The sequence below is a fragment of the Methylopila turkensis genome, assembly GCF_027922325.1.
Taxonomy (GTDB): domain Bacteria; phylum Pseudomonadota; class Alphaproteobacteria; order Rhizobiales; family Methylopilaceae; genus Methylopila; species Methylopila turkensis.
On sequence record NZ_BSFL01000001.1, the window covers coordinates 643914 to 659828 of the forward strand.

The 15915-nt window shown below is 70.2% G+C and carries 14 protein-coding genes; 6 read left to right on the forward strand and 8 right to left on the reverse strand.

Annotated features, from left to right (window positions below):
- Nucleotides 1-12 precede the first annotated feature (12 nt).
- Together PKE78_RS02995 and PKE78_RS03000 are read left to right on the forward strand one after the other, a co-directional pair.
- Nucleotides 13-1050 carry a CobW family GTP-binding protein gene (locus tag PKE78_RS02995; protein WP_271199359.1) on the forward strand — a complete coding sequence of 346 codons (1038 nt, stop codon included), beginning with the start codon at nt 13-15 and terminating at the stop codon, nt 1048-1050.
- Nucleotides 1051-1175: 125 nt separating this feature from the next.
- On the forward strand, nt 1176-2987 hold the full coding sequence (locus PKE78_RS03000) for a long-chain-acyl-CoA synthetase (protein WP_271199360.1): 1812 nt from the start codon (nt 1176-1178) through the stop codon (nt 2985-2987).
- A 1-nt stretch (nt 2988) separates the two neighbouring features.
- On the opposite strand, the gene PKE78_RS03005 is transcribed toward PKE78_RS03000, so the two are convergent.
- Nucleotides 2989-3693: a L,D-transpeptidase gene (locus PKE78_RS03005; RefSeq protein ID WP_271199361.1), complete on the reverse strand. Its 705-nt coding sequence runs from the start codon at nt 3691-3693 to the stop codon at nt 2989-2991.
- Between the two features lie 213 nt (nt 3694-3906).
- Between PKE78_RS03005 and PKE78_RS03010 the strand changes: the two genes are divergently transcribed.
- From PKE78_RS03010 to PKE78_RS03020, 3 genes are all read left to right on the forward strand, one after another.
- Nucleotides 3907-4485 carry a DUF924 family protein gene (locus tag PKE78_RS03010; protein ID WP_271199362.1) on the forward strand — a complete coding sequence of 193 codons (579 nt, stop codon included), beginning with the start codon at nt 3907-3909 and terminating at the stop codon, nt 4483-4485.
- Nucleotides 4486-4558: 73 nt separating this feature from the next.
- The gene (locus PKE78_RS03015) at nt 4559-7228 is read left to right on the forward strand and encodes a GNAT family N-acetyltransferase (RefSeq protein ID WP_271199363.1); all 2670 of its coding nucleotides are present in this window, start codon (nt 4559-4561) and stop codon (nt 7226-7228) included.
- Entirely contained in the window at nt 7225-8178 is a 954-nt protein-coding gene (locus PKE78_RS03020; RefSeq protein WP_271199364.1) for a cupin-like domain-containing protein, read from the forward strand. The genes PKE78_RS03015 and PKE78_RS03020 overlap by 4 nt, the downstream gene beginning before the upstream one ends.
- Before the next feature lie 66 nt (nt 8179-8244).
- Here PKE78_RS03020 and PKE78_RS03025 read toward each other — a convergent pair whose 3' ends face one another.
- Nucleotides 8245-9858: an AMP-binding protein gene (locus PKE78_RS03025; RefSeq protein WP_271200056.1), complete on the reverse strand. Its 1614-nt coding sequence runs from the start codon at nt 9856-9858 to the stop codon at nt 8245-8247.
- Nucleotides 9859-9946: 88 nt separating this feature from the next.
- Here PKE78_RS03025 and PKE78_RS03030 point away from each other — a divergent pair, with 88 nt between their 5' ends.
- Nucleotides 9947-10459, forward strand: coding sequence for a hypothetical protein (locus PKE78_RS03030; RefSeq protein ID WP_271199365.1), 513 nt, complete (start codon nt 9947-9949; stop codon nt 10457-10459).
- On the opposite strand, the gene PKE78_RS03035 is transcribed toward PKE78_RS03030, so the two are convergent.
- The 6 genes from PKE78_RS03035 to rsfS form a co-directional block, all read right to left on the reverse strand.
- A complete protein-coding gene (locus tag PKE78_RS03035; protein ID WP_271199366.1) occupies nt 10456-10962 on the reverse strand; it encodes an RNA pyrophosphohydrolase in 507 nt (168 codons plus the stop codon). The genes PKE78_RS03030 and PKE78_RS03035 overlap by 4 nt on opposite strands.
- Complete coding sequence (locus tag PKE78_RS03040; RefSeq protein ID WP_271199367.1) at nt 10962-12188, reverse strand: divergent polysaccharide deacetylase family protein; 1227 nt, start codon at nt 12186-12188, stop codon at nt 10962-10964. The genes PKE78_RS03035 and PKE78_RS03040 overlap by 1 nt, the downstream gene beginning before the upstream one ends.
- A 118-nt stretch (nt 12189-12306) precedes the next feature.
- Nucleotides 12307-13641, reverse strand: a complete 1335-nt coding sequence (locus PKE78_RS03045; protein WP_271199368.1) for a S41 family peptidase — start codon at nt 13639-13641, stop codon at nt 12307-12309.
- Nucleotides 13638-14906: a murein hydrolase activator EnvC family protein gene (locus PKE78_RS03050; RefSeq protein ID WP_271199369.1), complete on the reverse strand. Its 1269-nt coding sequence runs from the start codon at nt 14904-14906 to the stop codon at nt 13638-13640. The genes PKE78_RS03045 and PKE78_RS03050 overlap by 4 nt, the downstream gene beginning before the upstream one ends.
- A gap of 85 nt (nt 14907-14991) precedes the next feature.
- Nucleotides 14992-15474, reverse strand: a complete 483-nt coding sequence (gene rlmH, locus PKE78_RS03055) for a 23S rRNA (pseudouridine(1915)-N(3))-methyltransferase RlmH (RefSeq protein WP_271199370.1) — start codon at nt 15472-15474, stop codon at nt 14992-14994.
- Nucleotides 15475-15488: 14 nt separating this feature from the next.
- Complete coding sequence (gene rsfS, locus PKE78_RS03060) at nt 15489-15836, reverse strand: ribosome silencing factor (RefSeq protein ID WP_271199371.1); 348 nt, start codon at nt 15834-15836, stop codon at nt 15489-15491.
- Nucleotides 15837-15915: the final 79 nt, after the last annotated feature.

Below are 15915 nucleotides of genomic sequence, written 5' to 3' on the forward strand. Positions count from 1 at the left end.
TACGACCGCGGCATGAACGATCCCCGCCGTCCGGCCCCCATTCCGCTCGTCCTGCTCACCGGCTTTCTCGGGGCCGGCAAGACGACGCTGCTCAACCGCATGCTGCGCGACCCGGCGCTTGCGGGCGCGGCGGTGGTGGTGAACGAACTGGGCGAGATCGGCGTCGACCACCTGCTGGTGGAGCATGCCGAGGAGGGCGTGGTGGCGCTGGCGGGCGGCTGCCTGTGCTGCTCGCTGCGCGGCGATCTGATCGTGACGCTCGAGGAGCTTCTGAAGGCGCGCGACAACGGCCGCATCCCGCCGTTCGACCGGCTGGTGCTGGAGACCACCGGTCTCGCCGATCCGGTTCCGACCCTGCAGACGCTGACGCTGCACCCCTATCTCGCGATGCGCTACCGGCTCGCCGCCGTCGTCGCGGTGGTGGACGCGGCGCGCGGCGCGGAGACGCTGGCCGAGCACCCGGAAGCCGCGCGTCAGGTCGCCATGGCGGATCGGGTGCTGCTGTCGAAGACCGACGTCGCCACGCCCGACGAGCGCGCCGCGACGGAAGGGCTGATCGCGAGGCTGGTGCCCATGGCCGAACTCCGGACGGCCGCGCACGCCCCGACCGCCGCGATCGTCGCCGCCGTCGAGGCGCCGGAGCGCGATCTGGACGCCGCGCCGCTCGGTCATGGCGCGATCCGCTCCGTGTCGCTGGAGAGCGAGGCGGCGCTCACCCGCGGAGCCTACGATCTTTTCGTGGAGCTGCTCCGCTCCGCCCACGCTCCGAAGCTGCTCCGCCTGAAGGGGCTGGTGCGGCTCGCGGATGAGCCAGACCGGCCGCTGGTGGTGCAGGGCGTGCGCCACGTCTTCGCCGAGCCCCGCTTCCTCGACGCCTGGCCGGACGACGATCGCCGCACCCGACTCGTCGCCATCGGCGAGAACCTGGAGCCGGACCTGCTCGCCCGCCTCTACGCCGCTTTCGCCGGACGCCCTGCCGCGGATACGGCCGACGCCGCCGCCCTGACGGCCAATCCGCTCGCGCCGCGAAGCGGCGGACTGCTCGGCTAGCCCTTCCGATCAAAACCGTGTCGCGGGCTGGACTCCGCGCGGCGACCGGGCTTCATTCGAGCCCAAAGCAGGACGCGCCGACACAGCCGCTCACGGTTTCGGACAACGGCGCGCGGGAGGATCGCATGAACGCTCCGTCACGCCTCACGCGCGAATGGAGATTTATCCGAGGCGCGATCAGGGCGCTGAAGGCGACCACGCATATCGGCCGCAACCGGACGCGGGTTTTCCCCCACGTCATCGCCGAACTCGCCGCGACCCACGGCGACCGGCCGGCGCTGATCTCGGACAAGGAGAACTTCAGCTACGCCGAGCTCGACGCCCGCGCCAACCGCTACGCGCGCTGGGCGCAGGACAACGGCGTCGGCAAGGGCGACGTGGTCGCGCTGATGATGGCGAACCGGCCCGACTATCTGGCGTTCTGGATCGGCGTCACCCGCGTCGGCGGCGCGGTCGCGTTGCTCAACACCAATCTCGGAGGCGCGCCGCTCGCCCACTGCGTCGCGATCGTGCGTCCGAAGCACGTAGTCGTGGGCGCGAGCCTCGCCCAGGCCTATGCGAGCGCGCACCCGCTGGTCGCGCTCGACCCGAAGCCTGCGGTCTGGGCCCATGGCGGCGACGCGGAGGGCTGGCCGCGCGTCGACGCCGCGGCCGAAGCGCTGTCCGGCGACCCGCTGCCGCCGCAGGAGCTGCCGGAGCTCTCGATCGACGACCGGGCGCTGTTCATCTACACGAGCGGCACCACCGGCATGCCCAAGGCCGCCAACATCAACCACTACCGGCTGATGGCGATCAGCCACGGCTTCATGGGCGCGATGGGCATCCGCCCGGACGACCGCATGTACGACTGCCTGCCGATGTACCACACGGTCGGCGGGGTGATCGCGGCGGGAAGCCCGCTGCTCGCGGGCGCCTCGGTGGTCATCCGCGAGAAGTTCCAGGCGAGCCGGTTCTGGCGGGACGTGGTCGAGACCGAATGCACGCTGATCGAATACATCGGCGAGCTTTGCCGCTACCTCGTGCACACGCCCAGCTGCCCCGACGAGACGCGGCACAAGGTCCGGCTCGCCTGCGGCAACGGCCTGCGGCCGGACGTGTGGCCGCAATTCGCCGAGCGGTTCAAAATCCCGACGATCCTCGAATGGTACGCCGCCACGGAAGGCAACGTCGCGCTGTTCAACTTCGACGGCATGCCGGGCGCGGTCGGCCGCATCGCGCCCTACCTCCGCTGGAAGTTTCCGACCAAGATCATCCGCTTCGACGTGGAGGCCGGCGAAGCGGTGCGCGGCCCGGACGGGCGCTGCATCGAGTGCGACGTCGGCGAGGTCGGCGAGATCGTCGGCAAGATCCTGAACGATCCTTCCAAGCCCTCGATGCGCTTCGAGGGTTACGCCGACGCGGAGGCGACCAGCAAGAAAGTGCTGACCGACGCGTTCGAACCCGGCGACCGCTGGTTCCGCACCGGCGACCTGATGCGGCAGGACGCGCAGGGCTATTTCTACTTCGTCGACCGCGTCGGCGACACCTTCCGGTGGCGCGGCGAGAACGTCGCGACGTCGGAGGTGTCGGAGACCATCTCGGTCTTCCCCGGCGTCGAGGAGGTGACGGTCTACGGCGTCGACCTGCCCGGCTATGACGGCCGGGCCGGCATGGCGCTGATCGTGCCCGCCGCCGGCGACAGCCTCGACCTCGAAGGCCTTCACGCGCATCTCGCGCAGAACCTGCCGGCCTACGCCCGGCCCGTCTTCCTGCGGATCGGCACCGGGCTCGAAATCACCGGCACGTTCAAACAGCGCAAGGTCGAGCTCGTGAAGGACGGCGCGAACCCGGCCACGGTGGCGGATCCGCTCTATCTCGCCCATCCGGTCGAACGCCGCTACGTCCCGCTCGACGCCGAACTCTACGACGCGCTCGCGAGCAAGCGCGTCCGCCTGTAGCTCAGGCCGGCCCGTAATCCGACGGCGCCTCGACCAGCGACGCCGGGCCGTCCTGAAGCACCACGACCGGCGTGTCGCGCGGCACGCGGGCGTAGAGATCGATGATGTCCTGATTGAACAGCCGGATGCAGCCGCTGGAGACGGCCTTGCCGATCGACCAGGGCTCGGAGGTGCCATGGATGCGGAACAGCGTGTCGCGGTCGCCCTGGAACAGGTAGAGCGCGCGCGGCCCGAGCGGATTGTCGAGCCCCGGCGCGACGCCGCCGGCGTAGGGGCCGTAGCGCTCCGGCTCGCGCGCGATCATGTCCCGGGTTGGCGTCCAGCGCGGCCATTCCGCCTTGCGGCCGACCCGCGCGCTGCCCTCGAACTCGAGCCCCGCCTTGCCGACGCCGATGCCGTAGCGCATCGCCATGCCGCCTTCCTGCACGAGGTAGAGGTGACGAGAGCGCGTGTCGACGACGAGCGTGCCGGGACGCTCATAGGTGTCGTAGGCCACCAGCTGCCGCAGCCACTTCGCGTCGACCCGCGAGATGTCGGTCGCGGGCAGCGGAAACGGCTCGTCGGGGATCGCGCCGTAGCGCGCCACCGTCGCCGGATCGTGTCGCGACGCGGAGACGGGCTGCTTGACGGTGGCGCAGGCCGCGAGGGCCATCGGCGTCAGCGCGAGCAGCGCGGCGCGGCGGGACAGGACGGGCAGGCGGGACATCGGAACTCTCACACAGGCTGCGCCGGCGCGGGCGGCGTCATTCGGGGGAACGCTTCAGTCGCGGCGGATTCGGGCGCCGCGCGGGCGCGATCGGAGCAGAACTAAGACGGACATCTTGAGGTTGCTTAAAAGGCACACTCATTTCTGGCTCAATGGGGAAATTGCAGCGGAATGAACCCCGAATTTTCATGACGATCTCGTGAGGAATACTTGATGCGAATCGCAGAGGCCGCGCCCCGTCGCCGCGGCGCGCCGCGGGAGGCGCTCGCGGTGGTGGCGTTCTGGCGCGCCGCGGGCCGGCCCCGCTGGTTCGCGAAGGACGTCGTGTTCGATCGGATGGTCCGCGCCCGGCTTGGCCGGCTGCGCGACGCCGCGGCGGCCGGGGCGCTCGACCATTGGGCGGACACCGCGCCGGGCGCGCTCGCGTTGCTCATCCTACTGGACCAGGCGCCGCGCAACCTGTTCCGCGGCCACGCCCGGGCGTTCGCCACCGACGCGCTCGCCGTCGAGGTGGCGCGGCGGGCTGTTGCGCGCGGGTTCGACCGCAGGACCGCCCGACCGATGCGCAGCTTTTTCTATCTGCCGTTCGAGCACGCCGAGGATCATGAGTTGCAGGCGCTCTGCGTCCGGCTGTTCTCTGCGGACGGAGATCGTGACGGCCTGGCCTGGGCGCAGCTGCACGCTGATATCATCGCCCGTTTCGGCCGTTTTCCGCACCGGAACGCCGCGCTCGGGCGCGACACGACCGACCACGAACGCGAATATCTCGAAAACGACGGCTTCGACGGCTAGTTTCGTTTACGCTCTTCCCGAACTTCTCTTTAAGCGCGCATAGGTTAGATCGCCGCATCCGACAGGATGGGACATGGCCGAGATGCCGAGCGACGCCAGCGCGCCCTTCGATCAGGCGCACCGCACTGAACACGCCGCCGACCGGAGCCGCTTCGCGGGGTTCGGCGGGCGGGTGCGACGACTGCTGGCCGATCGATCGGACACCGCCGTCGCCAAGAAGGTCGCCGGCGGCGCCTTTCTGTTCCGCGTCGGCAACGCCGGCATCGCCTTCGCGTCGCAGATCCTGCTCGCCCGCTGGATGGGCGAGGGCGAGTACGGCATCTACGTCTATGTCTGGACCTGGGTCCTGCTGCTGGGCGGCGTGACGAGCCTCGGCCTCGCGTCCTCCCCGCAGCGCTTCATCCCGGAATACGCCGACTCCGGCGAGCACGCCCTCCTGCGCGGCTTTCTGCTCGGCAGCCGCCTGCTGTCGATGCTGTTCGCGACCATCCTGACCGCCGTCGGGCTGCTCGGGCTCTGGCTGTTCGGCGAACACCTGTCGAGCTGGGCCGTCATTCCGCTCTATCTCGCGCTGATCTGCGTGCCGATGTACGTGCTGACCGACGTCCAGGACGGCATCGCGCGCTCCCACAACTGGATCGACGTCGCGCTGGCGCCCGCCTATCTGGTGCGCCCGCTGCTGATCCTCGGGCTTCTCGCCGTTCTGAGCTACGAGCACTACGCCCCGACCGCGGTCACGGCGATGGCGGCAACGATCGTGGCCACATGGCTGACCGCGCTCGCCCAGCTCGTGCTCTTGGAACGCCGCCTCGCGGCCAAGGTGCCCGCCGGCCCCCGCGCCTACGCCCCGCGGCTCTGGATGAAGGTGTCGCTGCCGATCTTCATGGTTGAGGGCTTCTACCTGCTGCTCGCCTACACCGACATCCTCGTGCTCTCGATGTTCGTCGAGCCGCATCAGGTCGGCGTCTACTACGCGTCGGTGAAGGTGATGTCGCTGGTCGCCTTCGTGTCGTTCTCGGTCTCGGCGGCGGTGGCCCATCGCTTCACCGAATATTCGGTCGCAGGCGACCGCGAGCGGCTGGAGACCATGGTGCGCGACGCCGCGCGCTGGACCTTCTGGCCGTCGCTCGCCGGCTGCGCGGTGCTGCTCGCCTTCGGATGGCCGATCCTATGGCTGTTCGGCGAGGCGTTCACAGCCGGCTATCCGCTCCTGTTCGTGATCGCGATCGGCCTGCTCGCTCGCGCCACCGTCGGTCCGCTCGAACGGCTGCTCAACATGCTCGGCCAGCAGAACATCTGCGCCGCGGTCTATGGCAGCGCCTTCGTGCTCAACCTGTCGCTGGCGCTCCTGCTGGTCCCCCGTTTCGGGACGATGGGCGCGGCAGCGGCCACCTCCATCACGCTGGTGATCGAGTCCGTGCTGCTGTTCGTGATCACCCGGCGTCGGCTCGGCCTCGGCGCGCTGCCCTGGGGACCGGGCCCCCGCACGCCGCGCGAACCCCATCTGTCGAGCGACGCGGTGACGGACGCCGTCGCCCTCCCCTTCCTCTCGGGCGCGGACCTCGGCGAAGCGGCGACGGATCGCCCCTCCAGCATGGTTCACGCCTACGAATTCCTGGACATCGAGGCGCTCGCCGCGCGGCGGGCGGACTGGGACGACCTCGTCGGCCGGTCGCTGGAGCCGAACGTGTTCTGCGAGCCGGAATTCGCGATCCCGGCGGCGCGCGGGCTGTCGGCGATGCGCGACGTCCGCTTCGCCACCGTATGGCGCGCCGCGCCTGGGGAGCCGCGCCGTCTGGTCGCGCTCGCGGCCGTCGTGCCGCTCCGGCTGTCCGGCATTCGCGCGGTCTTCTCCACGACGCACTGGGCGTATTTCGGAGCGCTCGGCCAGCCGCTCGTCGCGGACGAGCGTCCGGCGGCGGCGATTGAGGCGCTGTTCGACGGACTGGCCGCGGACGGGCACCGCGTGTTCCAGTTCCGCTTCCTGCCGGAGCACGGCGCGACCGCTGGCGCCATCCGCGCGGCGCTCTCCGCTTCGGGCCGCTCCTTCGCGCGGATCGACAGCCACGCGCGCGCCATGCTCGCGACATCGCTCGACGCCGAGGCCTACCTCACCCAGTCGCTGTCGTCGAAGAAGCTGAAGGAGTTGCGCCGCCAGCTCCGCCGCCTCGGCGACGACGGTCCCGTGGCCTTCGTCGAAAGCCGCAGCGAGAGCGACGTCGCCGCGGCGATCGAGCGCTTCATCGAAGTCGAAGCCAAGGGCTGGAAGGGCGCCGTCCGCAGCGCGCTGAGGGACAACCCTCGCCAGACCGCCATGGTGCGCTCTCTGTTCGCCGAACGCGCCGCTCGCGGCGAGGCCCGCGTGCTGGAGCTGACGCTCGACGGCAAGACCGTCGCCATTGGCCTCGTGCTGACCAGCGGCCGCCGCGCCTGGTTCTACAAGATCGCCTACGACGAGGCGTTCGCGCGCTGTTCGCCGGGCGTCCAGCTCACGATCGAACTGACCCGCCGCCTGATCGACGATCGCGGAATCGACGCGACGGACTCCACGGCGATCGCCAATCACCCCATGATCGACCACATCTGGCGGGAGCGTCTCGAACTCGCCGACTGGGTCGTCTCGACGAGACCAGGCCCGGCGCGCTTGCGGCTCGCGTACGCCGTCCGCGCCGAACTTGGTCGACGCCGCCTCCGCGCCGCCCTGCGCGACCTCTATCACCGCGTGAAGGAAAGAGCACAATGACCGCCATGCTCCGCGCCGCAGCCACCGACCTCGCCGAGCGTTACCCGCTGCGCCCGTTCCCGATCGAGCATCAGCTCGTGGGCCATCCGCTGTTGCAGCTTCCGCGCCTGATCGAGCTGACCAAGCAGCTCGAGAAGGACCGGATCGAGTACAACTCCGGCAAGCTCAATCCGAACCAGAAGGCCGAGGACACGCCGCTCGTCGACCTGCCGCCGGAGGAAGTCGTCGCGAAGATCGAGACCGCCGGCGCCTGGATGGTGCTGAAGCGCGTCGAAAGCGTGCCGGAGTATCGCGCCCTGCTCGAGGAGGCGCTCGGCTCCCTCGCCCGCGCCCTCGGCCATGCCAATCTCGACGCCGCCAACTTCCGTGACATCGAGGGCTACATCTTCGTGTCCTCCGCGAACTCGGTGACGCCGTTCCATTGCGACAACGAGGACAATTTCTTCGTGCAGGTGCACGGCCCTAAGTTCTTCCATCTGTTCGACAACGAGGACCGCTCGCTGGTCTCCGAGGAGGATCTGGAGAGCGCGCCGTCGAAGCACCGCAACCTGACCTACGATCCCAAGTTCGAGAGCCGGGCCACGGTCTACGACCTGAAGCCGGGCCAGGGCGTGTTCGTGCCCTACCAGGTGCCGCACTGGGTGCGCACCGGCGACAGCTACTCGATCTCGATGGCGATCACCTGGCGCTCCGCCGCGGTGGTGCGGCACAACAAGCTGATCTTCATGAACGCCTGGCTGCGCGAGAAGGGCTTTCCGCAGGCTGCGCCCGGCGCGAAGCCGGCGCTCGACGGGCTGAAGGTCGCGGCCTACACCGCCGCGCGGTCGGCGCTCGAGCCGCTGCGCAAGAGCGAGCGCATGCGCCGCCTGCTCCGCTCGGTCGTCTTCGGCAAGAAGGCCAACTACTTCTACGAGGCGCAGAAAGCCGCCGAGCAGAAGAAGGCGGCCTGACGTCGACACGTCGTCATCCCGGACGGGCGAAGCCCGATCCGGGATGCATCGCTGCGGCCGGGAACGTCATTCCCGCTCGCGGAGCAGCCGGCGGATCACCTTGCCCGTGGTGGTCAGCGGCAGTTCCGGCACGAACACGACCTCGCGCGGGTATTCGTGGCTCGACAGCCGCGCGCGGACGAAGGCTTTGATCTCGTCGACCAGCGCTGGGCCTCCTTCGACGCCGGGCTTGAGCTGCACAAAGGCCTTCACGATCGAGGTGCGCACGGCGTCCGGCTTGCCGACGACGGCGGCGAGCGCCACCGCTGGGTGCCGCGAGAGGCAGTCCTCGATCTCGCCCGGCCCGATGCGGTAGCCCGACGAGGTGATGACGTCGTCCTCGCGGCCGACGAAGCGGACATAGCCGTCCTCGTCCATCACCGCCTGGTCGCCCGTCAGCAGCCACTCGCCGTCGAACTTGTCGGCTGTCGCCTGCGGCTTGCCCCAATATTCCAGGAACGTGACGGGGTGCGGCTGGCGCACACGGATCTCGCCGGGCTCTCCGGGGCCGCAGCGGCGGCCGTCGGCGGCGAACAGCGCGACCTCGGCGCCCGGCGTGGCCTTGCCGATCGCCCCCGGCTTCGACACGCCGAGCGCGGCGGCCGACGACAGCACGTAATTGCACTCCGTCTGGCCGTAGACCTCGTTGACGGTCAGGCCGAGCGCTTCCTTCGCCCACAGGAACGTCGCCTCGCCGAGCTGCTCGCCGGCGGAGACGGCGGACCTCAGCGCGAAACGGTGGCGCTCGCGTGGGCGCTCCACCGCCGACATCAGCCTCAGCGCCGTGGGCGGCACGAACACGTTGCGCAGCTTCGCCTCGTCCATGAGCGCGAAGGCGGCCTCGGGATCGAACTTCGTCGTCGGCTGCGCGACCAGCGGCACCCCGTAGTGCAGCGCGGGCATCGCGAGGTTGAGCAGGCCGCCCGCCCAGGCCCAGTCCGCCGGCGTCCAGGCCCGGTCGTCCGGGCGCGGGAGGAAATCATGGGTCAGGCGGAAGCCTGGCAGATGGCCGATCAGCACCCGCCCGCCATGCAGCGCGCCCTTGGGCGGCCCCGTGGTGCCGGAGGTGTAGATCATCAGCGCCGGATCGTCGGGGCCGAGCGCGAGCTCCGGCGGGGACTCGCCGGTGGTGGTCAGCGCCGCATAGTCCAGCGCGTCGCCGTCCGCGCCGTCGACCGACACGACGACTTCGAGCGCGGGCAGCGGCTCCGCGATCTCGCGGAGCTTCGCAAGCCCGGCCGCGGTGGTGACGATCGCCCGCGTTCCCGAATCCGCCAGCCGGTAGGACAGCGCATCCGGCCCGAAGGCGAGCGCGAGCGGCATGGCGACGGCGCCGAGGCGCGAGGCCGCCACATGGGCGACGATCGCCTCCGGCCCCTGCGGCAGCAGCACGGCGATGCGGTCGCCGCGACCGACTCCCCGCTTCGCGAGCGCGGCGGCGAGCGCCAGCGATTGGCGTCTGAGTTCGCCGTAGGTTGTGACGTCGAGCGCCGCGCCTGGCCGTTTCAGCAGGATCGCGGGCCGGTCCGGCTCGAGCCGCGCGAAGCGGTCGCAGATCGCCTCGGCGATCGAGAACCGCTCCGGCAGACGCCAGCGAAAGTTCGCGCTCAACCGCGCATGGTCACGTATCTCAGGCAGCATGCTCATATCCGTCCTCGCCGCTGCGGGGTCTGCGCCCGGCGGCGGAAGATGGTATGAACCGGCGGAGAGCTCGCGAGAACCGGGACTAATGAGCGAACGCATATGCGGAGAATGCACCCTCTGCTGCAAGGTGATGGCGATCTCCGCTCTCGGCAAGCCGATGGGGCGCTGGTGTCCGCACTGCGCGCCGGGACGCGGCTGCGGAACCTATGAGACGCGGCCGGAGGAGTGCCGCACCTTCCACTGCCTTTGGCTGTCGCGGGAGACGCTCGGCCCGGAATGGCGGCCGGACCGCGCCAAGTTCGTGATCTACGGCTCGCCGGCGCGCGACGCCCTGATCGTTCAGGTCGATCCCGGCGCACCGTCGGCGTGGCGGCGCGATCCGTATCACACAACCTTCCGGGCATGGTCGCGGGCCGCGGCCGTCGAGCGCCAGCATCTCGTGGTGATGGTCGGGGAGCAGGCGACCGTCATCCTGCCGGATCGCGACGTTCCGCTCGGGCACGTGCGGCCGGGCGACCGCATCCTCTCGCGTCGGGTGGTCGTGAACGGCCGCGAAACGATCGAGCCACGGGTCGAAAGGGCCGTCGCTGGTTCTTAACGCGAGGGGCCCCGCTCGGCGAGATGGCCGAACGCCTTCACCACATTGACATAGACGCCGCGCTTGAACGGAACGATCAAGGTCGGCAGCTCCGACATGTCGGCCCAGCGCCACTCGGAGAATTCCGGCTTGTGGCCCGCCGGCGCCAGATCGATCTCATCGGGCGCGCCGGTGAACCGGAAGGCGAACCAGCGCTGGGTCTGACCGCCATACTTCCCGTTGCGGGTGCGCGCCATCACGTCCGGCGGGAAGTCGTAGTTGAACCAGTCGCGGGCTTCCTCGATGAGCTCCGCCGAGGTGACGCCTGTCTCCTCGCGCAGTTCGCGCAGCGCCGCTTGCAATGGAGCCTCGCCGCGGTCGATGCCGCCCTGCGGCATCTGCCACTCATAGGCCGGCTCCCGCGGCTCGACATCGCCGCCGCGACGGCGGCCGATGAACACCTTGCCCTCGTGATTGAGCAGCATGATGCCGACGCAGCGGCGATAAGGCAGCCGCGGCGCCATCACGATGGCCCCTGCGCGCCGGCCGCGGCGCTGACGGGCACGAGCGTCACGCCGCGCGCCGCAAGCCCTTCCCGCCACGCCGCGATCCGCTTCAGCGTGAGCGGCGAGGCGCCAAGCTGCCCCACCGAAACAAGGCCCGGTTTGGCCTTCGCCTCGTTCTCGAGTCGCGCCAGCGCCGCGTCGATGGCGGCGGCGTCCGGCGTGCGGTCGATCGCGATCGCTCCGCCGCCCGCATGCGGGAGCCCGGCCTGGGCGGCGGCGGCCTCGGACCGATCCCCGCGCCCGCCCGCCCCGACGAACATCAGGCCGCGGCGGGCGAGTTCGGCGAACATCGGCTGCAGGGCGTCCGCGTTCTCGAGGAAGCGTCCGCCCGCGAGCGGCGTGACGCCGACGTAACCGGCGGCGCGTCCGAGCGACCAGCGCAGCCGCTCCAGATTGGCGGAGGCCGGCAGGCTCGTCAGCAGCGTCTGGGGACCGGGATCATTCGCGGGGAAATCGAAGGGCTCCATCGGGGCCTGGACGAACACCTCGCGGCCATCTTGGCGCGCTCGGCCGATCTGCTCCGCGACATCGCCGGCGTAAGGCAGGAAGGCGGCGGACACCTCGGGCGGCAGCGCCCTCAGCGCCTCGTCGGTCGCGTCGCGGCTGACGCCGAGACCGGTCACCAGCAGAGCGACGCGCGCGCCTCCGCCGGGCGCGCTCGTCGCCGGTCGGGCATAGAGATCGAGCGGCCGCCGCCCGTCCGGGGCGATGCGCGGCAAGGCGCCGTATCGGCTGTCCTCGAGCAGCGCCTTGTCCACAGCGCCGGGCCCGAGCCGACCGGAGCTGGAACGCAGTCCGGCGCTGGACGCGGACGCGCCGGACGGACCGTCGCTCGCTCCGGGCACCGAGATGATCACCGGGCCCTTTTTCGGCATCGCGTCGCCGGGGCGGATGACCGGCACGCCGTCGCGCATGATGGGGGACGGCGCTCCCTCCGGGCCGGGCTTCGGCTCGGCCGGAGCCGCCGCAGCCGAACGCGGGATGCGGCGTTCGATCGAGGCGACGGCGGACGGCTCGCCGCCCATGGGATCGTCGACGAACAGAATCCAGCCTCCGACGAACAGGAGGATGGAGCCGACGACGACGGCGGCGACAGCGACCGGATCGGAGAAACGGCCGACGCGACGCGACGCGCGGCCGGCGGCGCGCGGCGTCATCGGGCTCTCGATATCGTCGTGCGTCATCGCTCCCGAGCCGGTTCGAATCGGCCGCGCCGAAGTTGGGAGCCAGCATAACGGATTCGTGCGAAGGCCGCCCGGAGCATGACGCGCCGGGCGGCCCCCAAGGCTTTGCGCTTTCGGTTTAGTTCGCGCTCGACGACTTGGCCGAGGGCGGGAAGTTCGCGTTGCTCTGAATGCCGCGCAGCAGATCGAGCGCGTAGTTGAGCTGCTTGTCGTCCTTCTTGTCGGTCGGGACATAGGCCGACGAGCCGGAGGCTTCGTCCTCGCCGTTCTTTAGGTGTCCCTTCAAGCCGGCCTCGCCCTTGGTCTCGTCCTTGCCCTTCACGTCCTCGGGGATCTCCTGGACGCTCTCGATGTCCGGAACGATGCCCTTGGCCTGGATCGACTTGCCCGACGGCGTGTAGTAGCGCGCGGTGGTGAGCCGGATGGCGCCGTTGCCGCCGAGCGGGATGATGGTCTGCACCGAGCCCTTGCCGAACGAGCGCGTGCCCAGCACCGTCGCGCGGCGGTGGTCCTGCAGCGCGCCGGCCACGATCTCGGACGCCGAGGCCGACCCGCCGTTCACCAGCACGATGATCGGCTTGCCCTTGGCGAGGTCGCCCGGCCGGGCGTTGAAGCGCTGCGACTCGTCGGGGTTGCGGCCGCGGGTGGAGACGATCTCGCCACGCTCCAGGAACGCGTCGGAGACCGCGATCGCCTGGTCGAGCAGACCGCCCGGATTGTTGCGAAGATCGAGGACGTAGCCCTTGAACTTGTCCTTGGCGATCTTGGAGTCCGTGTCGTCCAGCGCCTTCTTCAGGCCCTCGAAGGTCTGCTGGTTGAACTGGCTGACGCGGATGTAGCCGATGTCGTCGCCCTCGACGTTCGACTTCACCGAGCGAATGCGGATGATGTCGCGAACGATCTTGATCTTGACCGGCTCGGCCGCGCCCTCTCGGGTCACCGTCAGCTCGATCGGCGTGTTGACCGGCCCGCGCATCTTCTCGACCGCCTGGTTCAGGCTGAGGCCCTGGATCGCCTGCCCGTCGAGATGGGTGATGATGTCCTTGGCCCGCACGCCCGCGCGCGCCGCCGGCGTGTCGTCGATCGCGCCCTCGACGCGAACCTGATTCTCGAACATCTGGACTTCGATGCCGAGGCCGCCGAACTCGCCGTTGGTCTGGACCTGCATGTCCTTGAACGCCTTGGCGTCCATGAAGCTCGAATGCGGGTCGAGGCCGGAGAGCATGCCGTTGACGGCGCCCTCGATCAGCTTGGCGTCGTCGGGCTTTTCGACATAGTCGGAACGCACCCGCTCGAAGACGTCGCCGAACAGGTTGAGCTGCTTGTAGGTGTCGGCGGAGCCTGCGGCTTCCGCGGGGGTGCCGCCGAAGAACGCCTTCGGCTGCAGCGCCATGCCGGCCGCGGACGCTCCGAAGACGGCCCCGAGCAGGACCAGAGAAACTTTCCGCATCATCCGCCCACCTTCTCGCCTGGGACGCCCGCCCACCATGGTGACGGGTCGATCGCGCCGCCGTTCTTGCGGAATTCGACGTAGAGAACAGGCCGGGATTCGCCGGCGGCTCTCTCCGCCCCTGACGGATCGCCACGCATCGTCGCAACCGGTTCGCCTGCAAGAACGAACTGTTTCAGGCCGACCGTGATCCGCTCCATTCCCGCAAGGAGGACATGATAGCCGCCGCCGGCGTCAAGGATCAAGAGTTGCCCGTACGACCGGAACGGTCCGGCATAGACCACCCACCCGTCGCAGGGCGCGCTGACGGGCGCGCCGGCCCGCGCGGCGATCGACAGGCCCTGCGCATGACCGCCGGAAGCGTCGGCGCGTCCGAAGTCGCTCAACCGCCTGCCGGCGACCGGCAGAGGCAGTTTTCCACGCGTGCTTTCGAACGGAGCGGCGGGCGCGAGCCGCGCGGCCTGCCGCAGCGAATCGGCGTCGCCCTTGCGGCGCTCGGCCTTTGCGGCCAGTTCGGCGGCGGCGCGCGCCTCGGCCGCCTCGCGCTCCACGCGGCCGACCAGCGCTTCGAGGTCGAGCACCTGCCGGCCGAGCGTCTGCGAGGCCGAAGCCTCCGCCGCGAGATCGCTCTGGCGCTGGCCGAGCTGCCGCTGCCGCTCTTCGATCAGCGCTTCGAGCCGGGCGCGCTCGGCGCCGAGACCTTCGATCTCCCGCGCCAGACGATCGCGCTCGTCTGTCATCATGCCCTTGAGGCGGACCATCTCGCGCAGGTCCGAGCCCAGCGCTTCGGCCTCGGCGCGCATGTCGGGCACCACGGCCCCGAGCAGGATCGCGGAGCGCACGGCCTCCAGCGCGTCGCGCGGACGCACCAGCAGCGCCGGCGGCGGCTTGCGGCCCATGCGCTGCAGCGCGGCGATCACCTCCGCAAGCACGTCGCGGCGGGCAAGCAGCGACTGCCTGAGCTGGCGCTCCGATTCACTGAGCTCCGAAAGCTTGGATTCGCTCGCGGAGACCTGCGGCTCGCGTTCGCGTATGGAGGCCGCGGCCGCGATCAGCGCCTCCTGCAGCTTGCCGCTCTCGCCCCTCAGCGCCTCCACCTCGGCCGCGACCCGCTCGCGCCGCTCCTCGGCCCGCTTCAGCGTCTCGCGCGCCTCGTCGAGCGCGCGCCGCTGGTCGAAGGCCTGCGGAGGCTCCTGCGCGGGCGCGGCATGCGAAGCCGCAAGCGCGGCGCCGAGGGCGCAGGCGCGAAGAAGGCGATGACGGACCATGACGCTATTGGAGCCGGATCGAGGTTTACGTTTCGCTAACCACCTGACGGGTTTTGCGGCGCGTCGCAACGTCGTGAGCCGAGCGTCACGCGCGGTGATAGGGATGGCCCGCGAGGATGGTCGCGGCGCGGTAGAGCTGTTCGGCCAGCAGAACCCGGACGATCTGATGCGGCCAAGTCATCGCTCCGAAGGCGACGCGCGCGCTCGCCCGGGCCAGCAGGTCGGCGGCGAGCCCGTCGGCCCCGCCGATGACGAAGGCGACGCCCGCCGCCCCATCGTCCCGGCGACGGCCGAGATCGGCCGCAAAAGCCTCGCTGCCCGGCGACTTTCCGCCTTCGTCGAGGGCGTAGATCAGAAGCTTGGGATCGAGCGCCGCGGAGAGAGCCGCCGCCTCGTCGCGCTTGCGATCCTCAGGACGGCGCGCGCGGCTTTCGTCGAGCTCGACCACCTCGACCGGCCCGAGCGCCACGCCGCGGCCAACCTGACCCGCGCGCTCGAGATAGCGCGCCACGAGCTCGCGCTCAGGCCCGGCCTTCAGCCGGCCTATGGCCGCGACGACGACGCGCATCGGCGCTCAGACGATCAGGAGACCGCGCCTTCGACCGGGCGGCCGGACGACCACATCTTCTCGAGATTGTAGAACGTCCGGACCTCGGGCCTGAACAGGTGGACGATCACGTCGCCCGCATCGATCAGAACCCAGTCGCAATGCGGCAGGCCTTCGACCAGAGCCTTGCCGTGGCCCTGCGTCCTGAGCTCCTCGACCAGCTTGTCGGCGATGGCGCCTACATGGCGGTTCGAGCGACCCGTGGCGATCACCATCTCGTCGGCCAGCGCGGATTTCCCGCGCAGGTCGATGACCACGGTGTCTTCCGCCTTGTTGTCGTCGAGCACATCGAGGATGAGATGAAGCAGCGCCGGGTTCGCCATATCGGGCGAGCCGCCGCCGATATGAGACGTCGCGCGCGGCGTCTCCTTCAGCGCTGTGGTGGACAGAGGTCTGTTCCCT